Consider the following 18,460-nt stretch of genomic DNA (forward strand, 5'->3'; position numbering starts at 1 on the left):
AGTGAGGCGGATTTATTTGGTTAAAATATCCTGCGTCAAGAGGAGAGACTCTTTTTTGAGTCGAACGTTTAGGTACGTCGCAATTCATGATGTTTGGTGGGAAGTTTGGCTTTCGGCTATTCTTCATGTGTGAATATAACTGTAGACCTCTCGTTGGGTGATTTCTCGGATCTCATTTTTTTGAATTGCGCTGACTAGTTTCTCTTGAACATCAATCATGCTTATAAATTGAGCGGCGGCATGTGTTTCTGAATCAAAGAACCTGCAAAGCACGGTTTGTGGATGAATCTCAAGGAAAGTTTTTATATTTTTGGTAGTCACTTTTTTTTCGAAAATAGTCATGTCGGTCCAAAGCTGTTCTATTGAAGGGACTGACTTTTGCATAATCAAAATTGTTTCGCTTGAACCTTCCAGTGCGGAATTTGTTATATCTCTGGGCAAGGTTGGAATGTTTTTTATTATCGAATATATGTTGGTGCTATCATTTTTTCCGAATAGATCTCCATTTTTTATCTGACCAGCCAATTCCTTTTTTAGTAGGTGTTCCTCGGTCCTGGAGTAAAAATCTCCCCACCCTATCGACCGCCATTCCCGCTTGATCGGCCATTCTTCTACTAAGCACTCCGCCACGTTGCACCAGGAATCCCAAACGCAGCGAAAGTCATGGTCAATTAAGGTTAATGTGGAAAACTGAGAGTCATCTATCTGTTCTACCCCGTTCCAAGGTTTTACTCCAGTTTCATTTATATATGCGGTTTTCATGGCTTTCTCTTGAAGTATGTATGTGAGTCATCGCCAATCCTCAAAGGCACCTTTATTCCTCCAATCGTGTTTTTTGTGTTGAAGTGTGGACCGTGATTGCCCTCTACATGACCTAGGGAGTGTTCATAAATCTTAGTGACATGACCTTTTTTAAGGCTGAAAACATATATCCTGCCCGATATGTATCTATCTTGATCACGGATCTTATCCCTTTCAACCGCTATAGGCTGTGCGCTTCGTGGAATACCACCAATCTCTTTAGCTCTTCTCAGCGCTCCATTTCTTGAGAGCTTACTATCGAATCCTTTAGGTGGCTCTACGTCGCCTTCGTTTACCTTGGCTTTGCTCGTGGGATCTTCAGCGCGGTGCGTCGGCTTACATCCATCCCCACCCGGACAGGTATTCAACCCCAACGGATCCACCCACCCCGTCGGGTTGGGCACGTACAGGTATCCGTTCAGCCCGCCCGCCAGTTTCACCGGATCAGGCGTCAGGTAGCGGCCAATGTCCGGATTGTAGTAGCGATGACGGTTGTAGTGCAGCCCGCTTTCCGGGTCGAAGTATTGGCCCTGGAAGCGCAGTAGGTTGGTAACGGTGTTGACGTCCAGCTTCGCGATTTGGCCGTAGGCGCGGTAATGGGCGGACCAGACGATTTCGCCGTCGGGCGCGGTGAGTTCTTGCGGGGTGCCCAGGTGGTCGAGTTGGTAGTGGAAGGGTTTTGCGTCTTCCGGGCCGTAGCCTTTGAGCAGCGCTAGCGGGCGGAAGCTGTTGGGTTCGTAGAGGTAGCTCTGGTGGTGATCGGCGTTGTGTTCGGCGATCAGCTTTTCGCCTTGCCAGAAAAACTCGGTGGTCTGGCCGTTGAGGATTTTGGCGATGCGCCGACCAAACGGATCGTAGCGATATGCGGCCCCGGTACCGTCCGGCTGGGTGACGCTGATCAGTCGGTGCTGGCTGTCGTAGCGGTATTCAGTGACCAGTTGCTGAGCCCGACCCCGGCGTTCCCGCAGAAGGTTGCCGAAGGCGTCGTAGTCGTAATGGCGGTCACCTTGCATCAACAGGCGATTGCCTTTGACGACGCTCGGACCGACGCGGTCTTGCATCAGCAGGTTGCCCGCCGGGTCGTGGACGAAGCGTTCCTGCAGGTCGTGCGAGTGGTTGGCGCGAGTCAGGCGGTCGAGCGGGTCGTAGTGGTAGTCGTGCTGACCTTTTCGAGTGTCGAGGATGCGGGTGAGGTTGCCGCGTTTGTCGTAGTCGTATTGGCGGCGCTGCTGGCGTTGTTCCTGTTGGGTGATCGCGTGGGCGTGCAGGCGGCCCTGGTCGTCATAGTGGTAGTGGCTGAGGAGTTGGCCCTGCTGGCGTTGGTGTTCGCGGCCGGATTTGAACAGGTGCGAGGTGAGCAGGTTACCGTTGAGTTCGACGGTGGCGAGGTCGCCGCCTTTGTCGTGGTGAAAGGTGAGGCGGTTGTTATCCGGAAGGCGTAGTTTTTCGAGTTGGCCGCATTCGTCGTATCCATAGCGCAACGTGCCCCAGCCCTGGTGTTCGGCGGTGAGGCGGTTTTGCAGGTCGTATTCGTAATGCAGCGGCCAATGACCGTCGTCGACGCTGAGGAGATTGCCGAGGCGGTCGTAGGTGTAATCGACAATGCTGCGGTCGGGCAGGGTTTTTCTTACGAGGCGACCGGCAGCATCGCGCGCATAACCGGTAACCAACTGACTGCCGTCATCGCCGTATTCGGTCTTTTCCAGCAGATGCCCGGCGAGGTCGTAGGCATAGGCGGTGCGGCGGCCATCAAACCCGGTTTCCTGCTGGATCAGGCCGTTGGCGTGATAGTCGAGCCGATAGGTTTCGCCGACCTCGTTTTCAATCTCGGTCAGTAACAGCCGAACATTGTCATAACGGTATTTAAGCTGTGTACCGTCGGGGTTAATCCGACGGCTGATCAGGTGCAAACCATCGGCGTATTCGTAGCGGGTGACGCGGCCCAACTCGTCGCGCTCAGCAGTGATTTTTCCGTACGGGTTGTAGCTGAATTCGCGTGTGGCCCCGTCAGGCTGAATCACTTTCAGCAAACGACCTACGGCGTCCCACTGATACTGGGTCAGCGCACCATGCTCATCCTCGCAAGCCACCTGCCGCCCCAGCTCGTCATAGCGATAACGCCGCACACCGCCATTCGCCAGTTTTTCCTCAATGAGCTGGCCGCGTTCGTTCCAGATAAAGCGTTGGCTGCTGTTATCCGGATACCAAACACCCGTGAGCTTTCCGTGTTGGGTGTAGGTGTATTCGGTGTAATTGCCGTCCGGATCAGTCTTGCGAGTGATATCGCCTTGATCGTTACGCTGGTATTTCCACACCGCGTCACCACGGCGCACAACCCGTACGAACCCGTTGTCATGCTCGTAGGACGTCGGCGTATCGTCCCCGGGAAACAGCGCAATCAACCGACCGGCTTCGTCGTACTGATAGGCCGTCACCGCTCCCAGCGGATTCTGCTCGACCGTCAGCCGGCCTTTTTCGTCGTAGGATTTGAAGTGCTGCGCGCCGTCCGGATCGATCCGCTGCACCAGCCGTGCGCGCTGGTCGTGTACGTAGACTTCCTGGCTGCCATCGGCGTTGTGCACGGTGACCGTGCCGTTGTCATCCCACACATACCGCGTGTCCATCTGCGAAAAGCTGGCCCAGTGCCGGACGCACCTTGCCGCCTTGCCGGACCGTTCCCACTCCCAGAAGAAACTCGCCCCACCGGCCAGTTCCCGCTCCAGGATCACCTGCTGATCGTCGTACCGATAACGCTCGCTTTCGCCGACAGCGTTGGTCGCCTCAACCAACCGCCAGGCATCGTCGTACGTGTAGGAAACAACGTTCTGTTCGGTGACCCAGCCCGGCTCCCGCTGCACCTGATAGTCGACGGCAACGATATGGCCGTGCTCATACCGCAGCAGCAATCCCTGGCCAACATGGTTATCGATCCGCTGAATCCGCCCTGAATAATCGCGGGAAATGCGCAGCCGGTTGTCGTAAGCGTCACTGATCGCCGTCAGCACACCGTCACGGAAGTGGTAGAAAAGCGACGCCTGAGCCAGCACCCATTCATCCGGCAAAGCACCCAGATAAATCGCCGCTTCCGCCAGGCTATTGGTGATGGCCGGCCGTGCAGCAGAGGGCAGGGGAAAGGTGGTGCTGCGGTTTTCGTGATCGGTCCACACCACCGATCCGCCGCTCACCACCAAGCGCTGCGCCAGCGCATGACTCCAGCCAAACCCCAACCCGCAATCCACTTCCACGGCACTGCTGCGATACAACCGCGTCCAGGCAAATGGCAGGACACCCTCCAACGAGCCGTCTGTGAGGGTCAGCAGTTCCTCACCAGTAACCATCGAAACCGGGCAGCCATTGGTACAGGTATTCGCCGAACAGACCGAAGCATCTCCATTGGGATTTTTCGCCGAAGCCGGGGCATCATCCACATGTTCTTGCTTCACCAGCGCCGTGCGCGCTGCTTTAGGCTTTCGGACCAGCGCTGCCGGATTCGAAACCTCGTTTACACCGGCCTTCAACGGCACGGCCGCTGCCTTGATCGACACTGGGTCATTTTTAAGCGACACCGGCTTAAGCACACTGGGGTGCCAGTCCAGCCGTGGTACCTCGCCCAACTTGGCCATCTGCTCGAGTAACACCCGTGCCCGGTCGGACCTGACCTTGCTCAGCACCTGCGGGCCCAAACGCACCGCCACACCCATGCCGCCAGTGGCCAACAGCAACAGCAGGTTGAGCAGTACCTCGGAAGTCATTTCCCCCAGCAGCTCGTTCATGTCCGGCGGCGGAAGCAATTGCGCCCAACTGAGCATCGCCGACAAATAGATGAACAACAGCGGTTCATCGCTCAGCACCAGAAGACCGTTGGCAATGGCCTCATTGCTGAGCTTCAACAGCTCTTCAAGCTCGCCTTGGGAGAGGTACTGCAGCAACTTTTCGCTATTGGGTTTGATGTCCGCCAGCCAGTCGTACAGGTTTGGAATACCGTCCCAAAGGCTGTACAGCGTGTTCGTAATCCCTCGCACAAACGCGGCGTCCATCAACTTGCGACGGTCGAGGGCGCTGGCGTTTGAGTACTGTTTCCACTGCTCTTCGAAGGTGCTCGTCCATTCACTGCGCAAGCTGCTTTCCAGTGAGCTGATCACCGACTGATAGGAGGCGTAGAGCGCCTTGACGTGATCCTTGGAAACATCGGGGTAGAAGCTGACCTGATACTGCTGGTCGCGCGTGCAGTCGGTGATTTCGAGGATGCCGCTGGGGCCGATGGTTTTATGAATGGGGGGACCGATCAGGCTGCCGTCCTCGGCGATGGCCTGGAGCATGACCGGCGTGTTGCCGATCGGCACAAACCGCTTGCTCTCAAACATATGCACCAGGGTCAGCGCACCATTGGGTTTGCACATTGCAACGGTGGTACTGGGGGCTTTAGAGGAAACAGGCGCGACCAGCGCGACCTCATCCCCAACCTTGAACACCTGCTCGACTTCCAGCGACGAAAAGCTCCAGAAGCTCTCAGCCCAATCGTCAAACGAGTTAAGGCACTCCCTGAAATTACGAAAGACCGCTTCAACGTCCTTCGTCTCCACATCCATGGGAGCCAGGGCCAACCTGCCTAGGGCGGGATTCAAGAGGCAGCCCCATCGGGCAGGGCATTAATCAAAAAAAACATCGGCGTTCCCTCGCGCTGTGTGATCAGGCGAGGGACTTTGCAGAGGTTTGTAAGAGAAAGAAGTCAGAGCTATCCACTGCTACTGATAGGACGTTTCGCCAAATCCCCGGCTAAACCGACCCGTTTTCGTAAGCCAAATCTCCGACAAAAATAAATCCCACAAAACCCACATACGCAACAAATCCAACTTGACAGCTTCCATTCCCTTGGCGTCTATTGACGTACCCGCTGGATCATTTCGCAGATGTCCCAGGATGCTCAATGAAGACTGATACCTCACTGACCCACATGCCCAGCGTCCTGCGCGCAGCCGAAAGCATCCGCCAAGGCACACTGACCCCTGTGCAACTGGTCGAGCAAAGCCTCGAAGCCATCAAAACCCACAATCCCACACTGAATGCCTTCGGCGACGTCTACACCGAATCCGCGCGGGAGCAGGCTGAAATCCTGACCGCAGAAGCGCAGGCCAACCAATTTCGTGGCCCGCTCCACGGCATCCCCTTCGGCATCAAAGACCTGTTCTCCACCGCCAATCTGCGCACCACCCGCGGTTCGCTGACCGGCCTGGACAACGTCCCCACCCAGGACGCCCCGATCATCCGCCGCCTCAAGGAGGCCGGCGCGATCATCCTCGGCAAGACCGCCACCACCGAATTCGGCTGGACCGGCGCCAGCACCTCCCGGGTTTTCGGCAATGGCCGCAACCCCTGGAACCCCCAGCTCACCAGCGGAGGATCCAGTTCCGGCTCGGCCATTGCGGTGGCAGCACGCATGGTCCCGGCCACGCTGGGTTCCGACGGCGGCGGTTCGGTGCGCATTCCCGGCGCCTTTTGCGGTGCATTCGCTCTTAAAGGCTCTCTGGGGCGCATCCCCACCTGGCCCTGGTCCGCCACTGAAATGCTCAGCCACGCCGGCCCGATCACCCGTACCGTGCGCGACAGCGCGTTGCTCTTCGATATCCTCTCCGGGCCCGATCCGCTGGATCACCAGGCCTTGCCCGCGCCCACCGAGTCCTACCTGGCACGCTGCGACCAACCGCTGGGCCCTGTGCGTGTGGCGTATTGCCCGACCTTGTTCGATACGCCGGTGGACCCGGTCATCGCCGCCACCGTCGAAGCGGCGGTGCATTACCTTGCGGATGAGCTGCCGGTCACCGTCACCACCCTGAACCTGGACTGGCAAGACCCGCTGGCCACCTTCGAAACCCTGTGGGTCGGCGGGCGCGGGATCGCTTATGGCAAATCCCTGGCCGATCGCCTCGACCAACTGGACCCGGGTTTCGCTGCGCTGATCAAGCGCTCCGCCGATTACGATCTGGCGGCCTACCTCAAGGCCGTGCAGCAACGTGCACTGTTCGCCAATCAGGTACACGCGCTGTTTAATGACTACGACGTACTGCTGATGCCGACGATGCCGATCCTGCCGTTCGCCGCCGACCGGGTTGCCCCCGAGGGCTGGCCGGGCGAGGAGGGCGCGGTGCCCTGGGCCCGCTGGACCCCGTTTACCTATCCGTTCAATATCACCGGCAACCCCGCTGCCAGCCTGCCCTGCGGCTTCAGCCCGAGCGGTTTGCCGATTGGCCTGCAGGTGATCGGCCCACGTTTTGCCGACGCCCAGGTGCTGCAATTCTGCGCGGCCGTCGAAGCCATCGCCCCCTGGGATCAGCACCTCCCCCCGATGCTGATGCCTTGATTGATTGCACCCGGAGTGGGCTCAAAAGAAGCCCGCCCGTGATAAACGCTTTGTGTTGTCCTGCCCTTTCACACCCTGATGAGTGAGAGGTACCCGTGACCCTGTCCATGGCCGTATTACGTTCTATGCTCCCCGCTGGACCGGCTCGCGCCGCGTTTCGCCGTGGGGCGCGCAATACCGGCCGCCTGAACCTGCCCTGGAATACCTCTTTTATGCTCAACCAGCCACGTCTCGACGAAATCATGCTCCTGCTCACTCAACACCAGCGCGTCAAGGCGTCGGACCTGGCGCAGGCGCTGTTCGTCTCCGAAGAAACCATCCGCCGCGACTTCAAGTACCTGGAAGAAGCCGGCAAGCTGCGGCGCATCCACGGCGGCGCGATCCTGCCGCGGCTCAACGAAGAACAGCCGCTGCAAGTGCGCAGCCGCATCAAGCCCCAGGCCAAGACGCGTATCGCGGTGTGTGCAGCGAAGCTGGTGAGCGAAGGCATGGTGCTGTTCCTCGACACCGGCACCTCGACCCTGGCCCTGGCCCAGCAACTGACCGCGTTCAGCCAGTTGCGCATCATCACCAACTCCCTGGACATCGCCCGCCTGATCACCGAGCAAAGCGCCAACCAGGTGCTGGTGGTGCCCGGCGATGTGCGCCGCAACGACAACGCGCTGATTGGCGCCCACACCCTGGAATTCGTCCGACAGTTCCACTACGACATTGCCTTCATGGGCATCGGCGCTGTCGACCTTGAGCTGGGGTTCATGGACTACCAGGAGCCCGAGGCGCTGCTGCGCCGGGAACTGACCAAACACAGCCTGCGCAGCGTGATCCTGGCCGATGACGCCAAGTTCGGCCACCGCACCTTTATCAATACGCTGCCGTTCAGCGCCATCACGACCCTGGTCACCAATCGTGCGCCGTCCAACGACTTTGCGACCCGCCTGGAGCAAGCCCATGTCGATATCCTTTACCCCTGAGTTGCTGGTGCCCAGTGAACAGGACCTTGAAACCTTCGAGGCGCTGTTCCGCGACACCTCGGCCATCGGCGCGACCAAGGCCGGTGGGCTGCATCGCCTCGCCGCCTCGGCCGAAGACGGCGCCGTGCGCGACCTGTTCGCGGCCTGGCTGACTGAACGCGGTTTTGACGTGCGTGTGGATGCAGTGGGTAACATGTTCGGTTTGATCACCTTTAATCCAGAAGCGCCCTACGTGCTGTGTGGTTCGCATCTGGACAGCCAGCCGAGTGCCGGGCGTTTCGATGGGGTCTATGGCGTGCTGGCCGGCGCAGTCGCGGTGGCCAGCCTGGCTCGCCAACTGCGCGAGCGCGGCGAAGTACCGGCGTGCAACCTGGCGGTGGTGAACTGGACCAACGAGGAGGGCGCGCGTTTTCAGCCCAGCCTGATCGGCAGCAGCGTGTTCACCGGTGACCTGGCCCTGCAGGACGCCTGGGCCTGCCGCGATGGCGATGGCATCAGCCTCAAGCATGCGCTGCAGCAGATTGGTTATCTGGGGGAGGGCCGCGTCGAGCTGGACGTCGCCGGTTATGTGGAAATCCACGTCGAACAAGGTGATGGCCTTGAGCGCGACGGGCTGGCCATCGGTGTGGTGCGCGACACCTGGGCCGCCCTCAAGCAACGGATTCGGTTCATCGGTGAACAGAACCACACCGGTCCTACACCCATGGCTGCACGCAAGGATGCCTTGCTGGCCGCCGCCCACGCGATCACTGCGGTGCGGGCCGAGGCCGACCTGCACGGCGTGCAACTGCACAGCTCGGTGGGGCGCCTGGAGATCTATCCCAATTCCCCCAACGTGGTGCCTTCCAGCGTGACGTTGCATGTCGAGTACCGCTCGCCCGACACCGAATTGCTGGCCGCAGCCGGTGCGCGCCTGGACGCCAGCCTCAAGGCCACCGCCAGCGCCACGTCGACTGACTACAGCATCGAAAGCCGCGCCCTGCGTGAGCCGAGCCACCTGCATCACGGTTTTGCCGAGCTGGCCTACGGCGTCGGCCAGCAACTGGGCTTGCCCATCGGCAACAGCGTCACCGTGTCAGGCCACGACGCCATCAGCCTGAGCCGGCATTACCCGGTGTGCCTGCTGTTTATCCCGAGCAGCAATGGCGTGTCCCACAACGAAGCGGAATTCACCAGCGAACAGGACATGCGCAACGGCCTGCACATGCTGACCGCGTTGCTGCACCGCGCCTGTTCCACCCCCAACGCCTACCGCTGAGGTCTGCCATGTCGAGTCGTTTGCAAGCTAAGTCACGGCTGCTGGGCGCCCTGGAGGCCGCCGGCTTGTCCGCCCATGTGGTGGTCGAAGAGGGCACCGCCGGGATTGCCTCGCCGGTACGCCTGGCCACCGAGTGGGCCGGTTTTACCGTCAGCGCACCGTGGGGCCAGTGTTACGCCAAAGTCTTGCATGACGACATGCGCGCGCTGATCGACATTGAACGCACTGCCCGCGCCACCCAACTGGCAGCTGATTGCGACGTGACGCCGGGTGTGCGCCTGGTGGATGCCACGGCCGGCGTGTTGCTGCTGGATGCGTTACCCACCAGCGAGTGGCGTTGGGCCCGCCTCGACGAATTGATGCAGCCCCGGCGCCTGCAAGCGCTCTGGGCCCTGAAGAAACAATTGCACCAAGGCACCTCGCCGGGCTTCGCCCGCTCGCCGCTGCAAGACATCCAGCACCTGCGCGAATTATGCGTGCGCTACAGCGTGGCCTTGCCCATCGACCACGCCTGGATCAGCACCTGCATTGACCTGGCCTGGACCTCGCTGCAACTGAACGCCAGCGACTCGGTGCCGCTGCACGGCGACGGCGTGGCGAGCAACGTGATGATCGGCCCGGACGGCGCCTTGCAACTGATCGACTTCGATTACGCCGGCAGTGGTGATCCCTGGTACGACGTGGCCATCAGCCTTAACGAGTTGTACGTCTTCGAAAACGACTGGCGCGAAGGCATCCATGCCTGGGCCGGCGAGTGCCGTGAAAGCGACTATGCGCGCTGCCGCTTGTACGCCTTGATCAACGATTGGTACTGGACGCTCTGGGGCCTGTGGGTCGGCGCTACCTCGGTGCGGCCGCTGGAGTTTTCCAAGGTCGGGCAGTGGACGCTGTTGCGCTGCCGCCAAAGTCTGCAAGACCCGCGGTTTGAAGGTTGGCTACGTCAGGTACAGGAGGGGCAGGCATGAAAGCGTTAGGTGAGGCGTGTACGCCACAAGAGTGTCAGCTGGAAGCGGCGGTGCGCGGGGTTGCCAGTTGGGGCGGCACCGGCATTCGTTATGAACCGGTCAGCGGCGGGATTTCCAACACCAACTGGCGGGTGGAAGTGGCCGGGATCGACACTGCGTATTTCTTCAAGGTGCCGGGCGTGGGCACCGAGATGTTCATTGACCGCCGCACGGCCCACGACGCCAGCCTCAAGGCGGCGCAAACCGGCTATGGCGCGCCGGTGTTCGCATTCCTTGAAGAGTTCGGCGTGGAAGTCTTCGAGTTCATGGAGGGCTGGCGCGCCTCCTCCAACCACGACTTCCTCGACCGCGACGTGCGCCACAACGCGCTGCACGCCCTCAAGGCGTTCAACGACCAGCCGCCACTGGTGCAGACCAAGACCGTGTTCGACATGATTGCCGAGCACCAGCGGCAGGTGGAGCAACTCAACGGCTGCAAGCCCGCCGACGACGCCTGGCTGCGCCGCCAATGCGACCGCGCCCGGGGCGTGCTGCAAGCTTCCGGCATCGACCTGGCTCCCTGCATGAATGACACCCTGGCGGGTAATTTCATGCTCAACGACCGTCGGCAAATTCGTCTGGTGGACTTCGAATACGCCTCCAACAACGACCGGCATTACGAACTGGCGCTGTGGTTCGGCGAAATGTTTTTCACTGATGAAATGGAACTGGCCCTGATCGAGGATTACTTCGGCCAGGTCACCCCGCAGAACCTCGCGCGCATCAAGTTGCACAAGGCCCTGGCGGACATCAAATGGTCGACCTGGGCGATGGTGCAGCACGCGGTGTCGCAGCTGGATTTCGACTTCTACAAATACGGCACCTGGAAGCACATGCGTGCCCGCAGCATCATCAACGATTCGCAATGGGAAACCTGGCTAAGACAGGCTTGAGCCTGCGCCAGACAACAATAATGCATTGAATGAAGTCACTTGGGCGCTGATTGGTGCCTGCGTTTTCACTGCTTGATTTTTGTTTGATCACACAAAAAAACGATCCACAAATTCAAGGAGCACCCGACTCATGAAATCTGATAGCGCACCACCCGGACGCCTGAAAAGCCAACTCTTCGGCGTGTACTTTTTCCTGTTGCTGATGCTCGCCTTATTCCCGCCGTTCTATTTGAGCGTGAGCGGCAGTACCGCGTTGGTACTGGGCATACCGTTGCCGATCTTCTACTGGATCGCCATTGCAGTCCTCGCAGGCCTGGGCCTGTGGGCGTTGTACGTCGCCGAATTGAAGGCCGGCGAAATACCCGAAGAGGGAGATGCGCAATGATCAGCACCGCCAGCGATGCCAACCTCTTTATCACCTTCGGCGTCATCGGCCTGTTCCTGGCCGGGATGATCGCCGTGCTGTACGCCACCAACCGCGAGAGCACGAGTTTTTCCGATTACGCCGTAGGCGGGCGCTCCTATGGGCCGTGGTACATCGCCATGTGTTACACCAACTCGTGGTGGCCGGGCTCGACCTTTACCGCGTTTTTCGCCCTGACCATCGGCGGCGCCCTGGGCTTCTACGGCATGGTCTACGCCACCCTTGGCGTGACGGCAATGTACCTGATGGCCCGCCGCGCGTGGACCTGGGGCCAGCGTTTCAACCTGCGCACCCAGCCGGACTTGCTCGGCATGCGCTTCAACAGCCCGGTGGTCAAGCGCGTGGCCTCGATCATCGGCATCATCTCGGTATTCCCGTGGGTGGTGATGGGCATCCAGGCGTTGGCGATGTTGTTCCAGTTCGCCAGCTTCGGCCGCTGGGGCGTCACCACCTGCCTGGTCGCCGGCGTGGTGGTGGTTCTGGTGCGCCAGTACTGGACCGTGAGCATGGGCATGCGCGGGCTGATCATGACCGACATGTTCCAGGGCCTGATCGCCTATGTCGTGTGTGCGGCGCTGTGTGTGTTCCTGCTGTTCGGTGACCAGGCGTCGTTCTCCAACCTGTCGCACCTGCCGGCGAAAATGTTGCTGATTCCCGGCGCCAGCGGCACCGGTTACGGCCCGCTGTACATGTTCAGCCTGATCTTCACCGGCGTGATCGGCTCGATGTGCTGGCCCATGAGCTTCCAGCGCATCTACACCGCCAGCGGCGTCAAGGCGGTGAAGAAAGGCACGCTGTACACGATCCTGTTGGTGGGTGGTTTCTACGGGATTCTGATGCTGTTTGCCGCGGCCATCAGCCAGGACCCGAACGTCATCGCGCACCCGCAACAAGGTTGGTTCCTCTCGCTGTTCGACATCGGCGGGCCGTGGATGCTGGCGCTGGCGATCGTCATCGTGCTGGCGGCGAGCATCGGCCACGTCGACGGCTGCGTGCAGGTCTGCGGCACCCAGTTCGCCAACGACCTGGCTACCTGGAACACCCCGCGTACCGATCGGCAACTGACGCTGTTGGCTAAGTCCGGGATGGTGGTGTTTATCGTTGCCGCCTCGGTGCTGGCATACCTGACCTTTGATTACGCGCGACTGCAATTGCTGGCGCAGATTTCCTACCAGGGGATTATCCAGTTGGCGGTGCCGCTGTTCTTCGGCATTTTCAGCCGCCGCGGCAACAAGGAAGGCGCGATTGCCGGGATGCTGGCGGGGATCGTGATGGCGATTGTGCTGACGACGATGTATCCGGACGACATTCCCGGGCTGGGGTCGTTGACCAGCGGGATTGTGGGGCTGGTGGTCAATGCGGGGATTTTTGTGGCGTGTGCATGGGCGATCAAACCGAGTGCGCAGGAGAGTGCTCGGGTGGAGCAGTTGTTTGAAATGGCGGCGCCAGGGCGCAAAGTGCCAATGGGGGCAACGCCGGGCCTGAACTGAACCCACTTCTCTAACCCAATGTAGTTCCAATGTGGGAGCGGGCTTGCTCGCGAATGCAGACTGTCAGTTAAAGCATCAGCGACTGATATACCGCATTCGCGAGCAAGCCCGCTCCCACATTTTTGATTGTGTTTCTACACAGAATTCCCGTTTTGTCGCAGGCGTTTGTAGAGGGTATTGCGGCTGACGCCAAGTTCTCTGGCCAGGTGAGAGATATTCCCGCCCACCGCCTTCAGTCGCTCATTCAGGTCCAGACTGTCATCCACTGCATCACACACCGGCACCACCCCATTCAAATCCACAAAAAAATCATCCGGCAAATGTTCCGCCCGAATCGGCTGCTCTTCCGCCATGGCCAGCGCCACCTGCAACACGCTGCTCACCTGGCGCAGGTTCCCCGGCCACGGATGCTGTTCAAACAAGGCCAGCACCTCGTTAGTCAACCCGGCCCACTGCGTCGGCTCGCGATGCTGTTGCCACAGCTGCTTGAACAACGCCTGTTTATCCGTGCGCTCCCGTAGCGGCGGCAGCTCCAGGGTCAGGCCACCGATGCGGTAATACAGGTCTTCGCGAAAACGCCCGAGCTGTACCTGTTCGCGCAGCGAGCGGTTGGTGGCGGAGATGATCCGCAAATCCACCGGGTACAACTCGCTGCTGCCTACAGGCTGCACACAGCGTTCCTGCAATACCCGCAACAGCCGGGCCTGGGTCGGCAGGGGCATGTCGCCGATCTCGTCGAGGAACAGCGTGCCTTTGTCTGCCTTGCGGATCAGCCCGATGCTGCCTTTCTGGTTGGCGCCGGTGAATGCGCCTTTTTCATAGCCGAACAGTTCCGACTCCACCAGTTCGGCGGGGATCGCTGCGCAGTTGACCGCGATAAACGCTTGTTGGCTGCGAGAGCTGGCCTGGTGCAGGGCTTTGACGAACACTTCCTTGCCGACACCTGTTTCACCGTGGATCAGCAACGGAATATCCTTTTCCAGCAGGCGCTCGGCCTGACGCACGGCCTTTTCCACGCGGGCATCGCCGAAGTGCAGGGTCTTGAGACTGATGGCCGTGGGGCCGGGTTCGCGGGGCTTTTTCGTTTCCACGAACACGCGAGCCTGCACTGGCGCCTGTTTCGGCCGTTTCAGCAGGCACTGGAAACGGTTGCGCCCGGCGGCTTGCAGCGAGAAGGGCAGGCCTTCGGGCTGGTTGAGCAGTTCCAGCAGCGAGACCTTGAACAGGCTGTCGATCAATACCCGCGACAGGCTGATGCCCAGCAGGTTGTCCGCCCGGCGGTTGGCTGACAGTACCTGGCCGCTTTCATCAAAAATCAGCAGCCCGGCCCACTGGCTGTCGAGGTTGTTCAGCCCGGTGTTGAACGTCAGCTGGAAATGCTCACCGCGAAACAGGTTGAGGATCAGCCGGTTCTCGACGGTCTGGCTCATCATCTTGACCATGCCGAGGGTGTGGGAAGGCGGCAGGTAGCTGTCGCTGGACACATCCAGCACCGCGATGATTTCCCGCTGCGCATCGAAGATCGGCGCTGCCGAGCCGGTCATGAAACGGTTGGCCTTGAGGAAGTGTTCGTCATGTTCGATATGCACTGCCTGGGCACAGGCCAGGGCGGTGCCGATGGCGTTGGTGCCGCTGGAGCGCTCCATCCAGCTGGCGCCGGCGCTGAAACCACGGGCCAGCTTGGGGTCGATAAAGCGTTGGGTGCCCCACGAAGTCAGCACCTGGCCCTGGTTGTCGGCAAGCATGATCAGGCAGTTGGAATTGCTGAGGATGTTTTCGTAGTAGGGCAGCACTTCCTGGTGGGTGGTCTGCACAAGGGAATGCTGGCTTTCCAGCAACTGGCTGACGCCGTCTGCGGGCAGTTGGTCGAAGCTCGGTGTGCTCTGGTGATCCAGGCCATAGGCCCGGCAGCGGCGCCAGGAGTCCTGGATGATGGCATCGTGCGCCAGCGGTGTGCTCATGGCGGTGACCCTTGCTTTATTGTTGTTCTGGGGTGCGGAAGGCCCGTTCAGTGTTGTTCAGAACTGTTCATTGTCAACCCGCCGATTGTTCAGTTGTTCAGCCTGACCTGTTCATTTCTGTTCAGAGGCGAATCGCTGTTTTGCCTAACTCGTTGACCGGCCTGAGGTTTGGGTTGTTGGCACGGAACTCGCTCTGTGCTCCTGCCAGAACCATTCCAATAATAAAAAGGTCGTGTCATGTCATTGACCCTGGAGCACGTCACTCGCGTTGTCGAAGGCCAAACCTGGATCGACGACGCCAACCTGCGTTTCGAAGCCGGTTCCTTCAATGTATTGCTGGGCCGCACGCTCTCCGGCAAGACCAGCCTGATGCGCCTGATGGCCGGCCTGGACAAGCCTGACAGCGGGCGCATCCTGATGAATGGCGTGGACGTCACCCAGAAGCCGGTGCGCCTGCGCAATGTGTCGATGGTCTATCAGCAGTTCATCAACTACCCGACCATGACCGTGTTCGAGAACATCGCCTCGCCGCTGCGCCAGGCCGGAGTCTCTGCCGAGCAGATCCAGAGCAAAGTCCTCGAAACCGCGAAAATGCTGCGTATCGAGAAATTCCTCCAGCGTCACCCCCTGGAACTCTCCGGCGGCCAGCAGCAACGCACCGCCATGGCCCGGGCGCTGGTCAAGGATGCCGAGCTGATTCTGTTCGATGAACCCCTGGTGAACCTGGACTACAAACTGCGCGAAGAACTGCGCCAGGAAATGCGCGAGCTGTTCAAGGCGCGCCACACCATCGCCATCTACGCCACCACCGAACCCAACGAAGCCCTGGCCCTGGGCGGCACCACCACGATTCTGCATGAGGGCCGGGTGATCCAGAGCGGCAAGGCCGCCGAGGTCTATCACCAGCCACAGACCGTGCTGGCGGCCGAGCTGTTTTCCGAGCCGCCGATCAACCTGATGCCCGGGCGCATCAGTGGCAATGAAGTGAGCTTCGCCAACTTCGTGCACTTCCCGCTGAACGTCGACCTGCGGCCCATCGGTGAGGGCGAGTTTCGCTTTGGCGTGCGTCCCAGCCATATCAGCCTGGTGCCGAGCAACGACGATGACCTGGAATTGGCCGTGACCGTGGAGGTCGCCGAGATCAGTGGCTCGGAAACCTTCCTGCATGTGCGCAGCGAACACTTCCTGCTGGTGCTGCATTTGCCCGGCGTGCATGAGTACGACGTCGACGCGCCGATCCGCATCTATATCCCCACCCACAAACTGTTTGTGTTCGATGGCCAGGGACGGCTGGTCCAGGCCCCCGGCCGACGTGTCGCGAGGGTTGCCTGATGGCCGAGATCCATTTGCAGAACCTGGCCCACAGCTACAGCTCAAAGCCAAACGGCCCCGAGGACTACGCGATTCGCGAGATGAACCACGTCTGGGAGCAGGGCGGCGCCTACGCGTTGCTGGGGCCGTCGGGCTGCGGCAAGTCGACCTTGCTCAACATCATCTCCGGCCTGCTCAGCCCATCCGAAGGCCAGGTGCTGTTCGACGCCAAGGTGGTCAACGAACTGACCCCGGAAAAACGCAACATCGCCCAGGTGTTCCAGTTTCCGGTGGTGTACGACACCATGACCGTGTTCGATAACCTGGCTTTTCCCCTGCGAAACCAGGGCATGGCCGAGGCGAAAATTCACAGCAAGGTGCAGGAAATTGCCGAGGTGCTCGACCTGCAAAACCTGCTGGACAAAAAGGCCCGCAACCTCACTGCCGATGAAAAGCAGAAAGTCTCCATGGGCCGCGGCCTGGTGCGGGATGACGTGTCGGCGATCCTGTTCGACGAACCGCTGACGGTGATCGACCCGCACCTGAAATGGAAGCTGCGGCGCAAGCTCAAGCAGATCCACGAGCAGTTCAACATCACCATGGTCTACGTGACCCACGACCAACTGGAAGCCTCGACCTTCGCCGACAAGATCGCGGTGATGTATGGCGGGCAGATCGTGCAGTTCGGCACGCCCCGGGAGTTGTTCGAGCGGCCCAGCCACACCTTTGTCGGCTATTTCATCGGCAGCCCTGGGATGAATCTGATTGAGGTGCAGGCAGAGGCGGGCGGTGTGCGCTTTGCCGGGACACATCTGGCGTTGCCCGAGGCGTTGCAGCAGCGCATTGGCGAAACGCCTTACAAAAGGCTGCAGGTCGGCATCCGCCCGGAATTTATCCATGTGTGGGATGAGCACAATCCCGACGCGCTACAGGCGCAAGTCACCCATGTGGAAGACCTCGGCACCTACAAGATCATGACCCTCAACCTCGATGGTGCACCGTTGAAAGTGCGCCTGGCCGAAGACAAACCGGTGCCCGAGGGCCAGGCGTCCATCAGCTTTCCGGGGCAGTGGCTGATGGTGTATGCCGATGACTACTTGCTGGAGGTGCAGCCATGAACAAGGTGCAGAACAACAAGGCCTGGTGGCTGGTATTGCCGGTGTTCCTGCTGGTGGCCTTCAGCGCGGTGATCCCGATGATGACCGTGGTCAACTACTCGGTGCAGGACATCTTCGACCAATCCAGCCGCTACTTCGTCGGCGCCGACTGGTACAAACAGGTGCTGCTGGACCCGCGCCTGCATGACTCGCTGCTGCGTCAGTTCATCTACTCGGCGTGTGTGCTGTTGATCGAGATTCCGCTGGGCATCGCGATTGCCCTGACGATGCCCACCAAGGGCCGATGGTCGTCGCTGGTGTTGATCGTGATGGCGATTCCGCTGCTGATTCCGTGGAACGTGGTCGGCACCATCTGGCAGATCTTTGGCCGTGCCGACATTGGCCTGATGGGTTCCACGCTCAATGCGATGGGCATCAGCTACAACTACGCCGCCAACACCATGGACGCCTGGGTCACGGTGCTGGTGATGGACGTGTGGCACTGGACGTCCCTGGTGGCGCTGCTGTGTTTCTCGGGGCTGCGGGCGATCCCGGATGTGTACTACCAGGCGGCGCGGATTGATCGGGCGTCCAGCTGGGCGGTGTTCCGACATATCCAGCTGCCAAAACTGAAGAGCGTGCTGTTGATCGCGGTGATGCTGCGCTTCATGGACAGTTTCATGATCTACACCGAACCGTTTGTGCTGACGGGCGGCGGGCCAGGGAACGCCACCACCTTCCTCAGCCAGACGCTTACCCAAATGGCCGTAGGCCAATTCGACCTGGGCCCGGCGGCGGCGTTTTCGCTGGTGTACTTCCTGATCATCCTGTTGGTGTCCTGGCTGTTCTACACCGCCATGACCCACTCCGACGCCAACCGCTGAGGCCGCCA

General features: G+C 60.1%; 13 protein-coding genes. 10 read left to right on the forward strand and 3 right to left on the reverse strand.

The window, feature by feature from the left end; all coding sequences use genetic code 11:
- Window positions 1-123: 123 nt before the first annotated feature.
- Both HX814_RS01530 and HX814_RS01535 read right to left on the reverse strand, forming a co-directional pair.
- The gene (locus HX814_RS01530) at window positions 124-762 is read right to left on the reverse strand and encodes a hypothetical protein (protein WP_177008216.1); all 639 of its coding nucleotides are present in this window, start codon (window positions 760-762) and stop codon (window positions 124-126) included.
- Window positions 759-5,390: an RHS repeat-associated core domain-containing protein gene (locus tag HX814_RS01535; RefSeq protein WP_177008215.1), complete on the reverse strand. Its 4,632-nt coding sequence runs from the start codon at window positions 5,388-5,390 to the stop codon at window positions 759-761. The genes HX814_RS01530 and HX814_RS01535 overlap by 4 nt, the downstream gene beginning before the upstream one ends.
- Window positions 5,391-5,755: 365 nt before the next feature.
- Here HX814_RS01535 and HX814_RS01540 point away from each other — a divergent pair, with 365 nt between their 5' ends.
- From HX814_RS01540 to HX814_RS01570, 7 genes are all read left to right on the forward strand, one after another.
- Window positions 5,756-7,159: an amidase gene (locus HX814_RS01540; protein ID WP_177008277.1), complete on the forward strand. Its 1,404-nt coding sequence runs from the start codon at window positions 5,756-5,758 to the stop codon at window positions 7,157-7,159.
- Window positions 7,160-7,371: 212 nt separating this feature from the next.
- The gene (locus HX814_RS01545; protein ID WP_008433061.1) at window positions 7,372-8,130 is read left to right on the forward strand and encodes a DeoR/GlpR family DNA-binding transcription regulator; all 759 of its coding nucleotides are present in this window, start codon (window positions 7,372-7,374) and stop codon (window positions 8,128-8,130) included.
- The gene (locus tag HX814_RS01550) at window positions 8,108-9,388 is read left to right on the forward strand and encodes a M20 family metallo-hydrolase (protein WP_177008214.1); all 1,281 of its coding nucleotides are present in this window, start codon (window positions 8,108-8,110) and stop codon (window positions 9,386-9,388) included. The genes HX814_RS01545 and HX814_RS01550 overlap by 23 nt, the downstream gene beginning before the upstream one ends.
- Before the next feature lie 8 nt (window positions 9,389-9,396).
- On the forward strand, window positions 9,397-10,353 hold the full coding sequence (locus tag HX814_RS01555) for an aminoglycoside phosphotransferase family protein (RefSeq protein WP_177008213.1): 957 nt from the start codon (window positions 9,397-9,399) through the stop codon (window positions 10,351-10,353).
- A complete protein-coding gene (locus tag HX814_RS01560; RefSeq protein ID WP_003218516.1) occupies window positions 10,350-11,285 on the forward strand; it encodes a choline kinase family protein in 936 nt (311 codons plus the stop codon). The genes HX814_RS01555 and HX814_RS01560 overlap by 4 nt, the downstream gene beginning before the upstream one ends.
- 130 nt (window positions 11,286-11,415) lie before the next feature.
- Entirely contained in the window at window positions 11,416-11,670 is a 255-nt protein-coding gene (locus HX814_RS01565) for a hypothetical protein (RefSeq protein WP_003218518.1), read from the forward strand.
- Window positions 11,667-13,199 carry a sodium:solute symporter gene (locus tag HX814_RS01570; RefSeq protein ID WP_177008212.1) on the forward strand — a complete coding sequence of 511 codons (1,533 nt, stop codon included), beginning with the start codon at window positions 11,667-11,669 and terminating at the stop codon, window positions 13,197-13,199. Before HX814_RS01565 ends, HX814_RS01570 begins: the two co-directional genes overlap by 4 nt.
- Before the next feature lie 134 nt (window positions 13,200-13,333).
- Here the strand turns inward: HX814_RS01570 and HX814_RS01575 are convergent, their stop codons facing one another.
- Window positions 13,334-15,160: a sigma-54-dependent Fis family transcriptional regulator gene (locus HX814_RS01575; protein ID WP_177008211.1), complete on the reverse strand. Its 1,827-nt coding sequence runs from the start codon at window positions 15,158-15,160 to the stop codon at window positions 13,334-13,336.
- A 237-nt stretch (window positions 15,161-15,397) separates the two neighbouring features.
- Here HX814_RS01575 and HX814_RS01580 point away from each other — a divergent pair, with 237 nt between their 5' ends.
- From HX814_RS01580 to HX814_RS01590, 3 genes are read left to right on the forward strand one after another with little or no spacing between them, the layout of a single operon-like run.
- Complete coding sequence (locus tag HX814_RS01580; protein WP_003218524.1) at window positions 15,398-16,492, forward strand: ABC transporter ATP-binding protein; 1,095 nt, start codon at window positions 15,398-15,400, stop codon at window positions 16,490-16,492.
- Window positions 16,492-17,589, forward strand: coding sequence for an ABC transporter ATP-binding protein (locus tag HX814_RS01585; protein ID WP_102369282.1), 1,098 nt, complete (start codon window positions 16,492-16,494; stop codon window positions 17,587-17,589). The genes HX814_RS01580 and HX814_RS01585 overlap by 1 nt, the downstream gene beginning before the upstream one ends.
- Complete coding sequence (locus tag HX814_RS01590; RefSeq protein ID WP_003218527.1) at window positions 17,586-18,452, forward strand: carbohydrate ABC transporter permease; 867 nt, start codon at window positions 17,586-17,588, stop codon at window positions 18,450-18,452. The genes HX814_RS01585 and HX814_RS01590 overlap by 4 nt, the downstream gene beginning before the upstream one ends.
- The last annotated feature ends 8 nt before the right edge of the window (window positions 18,453-18,460 follow it).

The organism is Pseudomonas sp. C8002 (assembly GCF_013385765.1).
Lineage (GTDB): Bacteria > Pseudomonadota > Gammaproteobacteria > Pseudomonadales > Pseudomonadaceae > Aquipseudomonas.

What these genes read in the sequence shown, in the direction of transcription:
- HX814_RS01530 (WP_177008216.1), bottom strand. Translation starts at nt 762, where the DNA reads ATGAAAACCGCATATATAAATGAAACTGGAGTAAAACCTTGGAACGGG.
- HX814_RS01535 (WP_177008215.1), bottom strand. Translation starts at nt 5,390, where the DNA reads ATGGATGTGGAGACGAAGGACGTTGAAGCGGTCTTTCGTAATTTCAGG.
- HX814_RS01540 (WP_177008277.1), top strand. Translation starts at nt 5,756, where the DNA reads ATGCCCAGCGTCCTGCGCGCAGCCGAAAGCATCCGCCAAGGCACACTG.
- HX814_RS01545 (WP_008433061.1), top strand. Translation starts at nt 7,372, where the DNA reads ATGCTCAACCAGCCACGTCTCGACGAAATCATGCTCCTGCTCACTCAA.
- HX814_RS01550 (WP_177008214.1), top strand. Translation starts at nt 8,108, where the DNA reads ATGTCGATATCCTTTACCCCTGAGTTGCTGGTGCCCAGTGAACAGGAC.
- HX814_RS01555 (WP_177008213.1), top strand. Translation starts at nt 9,397, where the DNA reads ATGTCGAGTCGTTTGCAAGCTAAGTCACGGCTGCTGGGCGCCCTGGAG.
- HX814_RS01560 (WP_003218516.1), top strand. Translation starts at nt 10,350, where the DNA reads ATGAAAGCGTTAGGTGAGGCGTGTACGCCACAAGAGTGTCAGCTGGAA.
- HX814_RS01565 (WP_003218518.1), top strand. Translation starts at nt 11,416, where the DNA reads ATGAAATCTGATAGCGCACCACCCGGACGCCTGAAAAGCCAACTCTTC.
- HX814_RS01570 (WP_177008212.1), top strand. Translation starts at nt 11,667, where the DNA reads ATGATCAGCACCGCCAGCGATGCCAACCTCTTTATCACCTTCGGCGTC.
- HX814_RS01575 (WP_177008211.1), bottom strand. Translation starts at nt 15,160, where the DNA reads ATGAGCACACCGCTGGCGCACGATGCCATCATCCAGGACTCCTGGCGC.
- HX814_RS01580 (WP_003218524.1), top strand. Translation starts at nt 15,398, where the DNA reads ATGTCATTGACCCTGGAGCACGTCACTCGCGTTGTCGAAGGCCAAACC.
- HX814_RS01585 (WP_102369282.1), top strand. Translation starts at nt 16,492, where the DNA reads ATGGCCGAGATCCATTTGCAGAACCTGGCCCACAGCTACAGCTCAAAG.
- HX814_RS01590 (WP_003218527.1), top strand. Translation starts at nt 17,586, where the DNA reads ATGAACAAGGTGCAGAACAACAAGGCCTGGTGGCTGGTATTGCCGGTG.